The 2,430-nt window shown below is 63.4% G+C and carries 2 protein-coding genes; both read left to right on the top strand.

Translation table 11 applies throughout. The features are described from left to right. Nucleotides 1–137: 137 nt before the first annotated feature. Complete coding sequence (locus tag H292_RS0126605) at nucleotides 138–1,529, top strand: Mu transposase domain-containing protein (RefSeq protein ID WP_020113426.1); 1,392 nt, start codon at nucleotides 138–140, stop codon at nucleotides 1,527–1,529. Next, entirely contained in the window at nucleotides 1,526–2,368 is an 843-nt protein-coding gene (istB, locus tag H292_RS0126600) for an IS21-like element helper ATPase IstB (RefSeq protein ID WP_020113425.1), read from the top strand. Before H292_RS0126605 ends, istB begins: the two co-directional genes overlap by 4 nt. Nucleotides 2,369–2,430 lie beyond the last annotated feature (62 nt).

The following is a 2,430-nucleotide window of genomic DNA, read 5'->3' as shown; positions in this document are numbered from 1 at the left end:
TGACGGCGCTCATCGAAATTCCCCACTAGTGCTCACTGAAATTCCCCACCCGTGTGGCATCGCCAACGAGGGCGGGTCTCCCACGATGCTGGTGGTCTCTGACCACCGACCAGCTATCCGAAGGAGACCCGCTCCTCATGCTTACATGGGAGGAAGATGTGGAAGTACACGCCCTGCACAAACGAGGCTGGACGATTTCGGCGATCGCCCGTCACACCGGCCGAGACCGTAAGACCATCCGGTCGTATCTGAACGGCACGACCACCCCGGGATCGCGCAAACGCAGCGCACCGGACCCCTTCGAAGTGTTCCTCGCCTACGTCACCGCACGCCTGATCGACGACCCGCATCTGTGGGTCCGCACGCTCTGCGACGAACTCGAAGACCTCGGCTACACGCTGTCCTACCAAACCTTGCATCGCAAGATCCGCGAGTTGAAACTTCGTCCGATCTGCCAAGCCTGCCTGACCGCGACAGAAAGACCCAACGCGGTCATCGATCACCCACCAGGCGAAGAGACACAATGGGATTGGGTCGATCTGCCGAACCCGCCCGCATCGTGGGGATGGGGATCGATGGCGCACCTGTTCGTCGGAACCCTCGCATGTTCGGGGAAATGGCGCGGCATCCTTGCACCCGACATGACCCAGCCTCGTGTCGTCGACGGCCTCGACCGAATCTGCCGCGGACTCGGCGGCATCACACGAGTCTGGCGGTTCGACCGGATGGCGACGGTCTGCCACCCCGACACCGGCCGAATCACCGCCAGCTTCGCCGGAATCGCGAAGTACTACGGCCCCTCCATCGCGATCTGCCCGCCGAGGCGCGGCAACCGCAAAGGGGCGGTGGAGAAGTCCAATCACACTGCAGCACAACGATGGTGGCGAACGCTCCCGGACAACATGACCGTCGAGGGGGCACAAGCGAGCCTCGATCGGTTCTGTAGCCTTCGCGGTGACACCAGGCTGCGACCGACGAAAGACGGCAAGGCATCGGTGGCGACGATCGCGACGGCGGAAGGTTTGCACCCGATGCCCGCAACCGCGTATCCCGCAATCCTGACCACCGAACGAGCAGTATCCCGGCAAGCGTTGGTGCCCTACCGCGGAAACCGTTACTCGGTTCCACCCGAACTCGCCTCCGCTGCAGTGACAGTCACTCAAGTGTTGGGCTCTGATGTGATCGACATCGTCACCGCATCCGGCATCACCATCGCCCGACATCATCTTGCCGCCGACGGCACCGGGGCGATAGTCCGCGATCATGGACACATCTACGCCCTCGAACAAGTAGCGATGGCAAGTGCGAACACCGGCCGACCGCATCGCCGTAAAGAACGCATCCCACCCGGACCGGATGCACTCGCGGCCGCCCACACACTCCGAACCGCCTCCGGCGCACCACTCTCCACCAATGGTGTCGCGGACGAAAATGTCTGTCGCGCACCAGAATCTGCTGCCGCTGGTGCGATCGTCTACGACCTGTCGATCTACGAACATGCTGCCCGTGGAAGGAACACCCTCCGATGACCGACCAGAAGCCACGCGACCGGATGCCTGCCCCGAACACCGCCGAAGCCGCCAGTCTCTATCAACGACTGCGTGGTCATCTCGCCGTGCTGAAACTGCACGACGCAGCCGAAGCACTGCCTTCGGTCCTCGACCAAGCAGCAGCCGAGGACCTGTCGATGACCGCGGCGCTGGATCGGTTGCTCTCGATCGAAGTCGACGCCACCGAAGCGCGACGGTTGACCGGCCGGTTGCGGTTCGCGTGCTTGCCGACGCCGGCCTCGCTCGAGGACTTCGACTACGACGCCGCCGCTGGTGTCGACCGGAAGCTGATCGACGACCTCGCGACCTGCCGGTATCTGGAGACGGCGACGAATGTGCTGCTCATCGGACCGCCGGGGGTCGGCAAAACCCATCTGTCGGTCGGGCTGGCGAGGGCAGCCGCACATGCCGGCTACCGGACTTATTTCACTACCGCGGCCGACCTCGCTGCCCGTTGCCACCGAGCCGCGCTGGAAGGCAGATGGGCAACCACGATGCGGTTCTACGCCGGACCGACGTTGTTGGTCATCGATGAACTCGGGTACTTGCCGTTGCCGGGCGAAGCGGCGTCCGCGTTGTTTCAGGTTGTCTCGCAACGGTATATGAAGACCTCGATCGTGATGACCACCAACCGCGGCGTCGGATCGTGGGGTGAAGTTCTCGGCGACAACACCGTCGCCGCAGCCATGCTCGACCGACTCCTGCACCGCTCCGTTGTGCTCAACCTCGACGGAGATTCCTACCGACTCCGCGACCACAACGCACGATCGGAGAAACTCCGCAAAGCCGCCACAGGAACGCGCCAACCGCTACAGTGAACACCGCTCACGAGTGGGGAATTTCGGTGAGCGTGGTTGGGGAACTTCGCTGAGCCTCGTCA

It is taken from the genome of Rhodococcus sp. 114MFTsu3.1 (assembly GCF_000383555.1).
Taxonomy (GTDB): Bacteria; Actinomycetota; Actinomycetes; order Mycobacteriales; family Mycobacteriaceae; genus Rhodococcoides; species Rhodococcoides fascians_E.
This window is presented reverse-complemented; position numbering and strand designations above follow the sequence as displayed.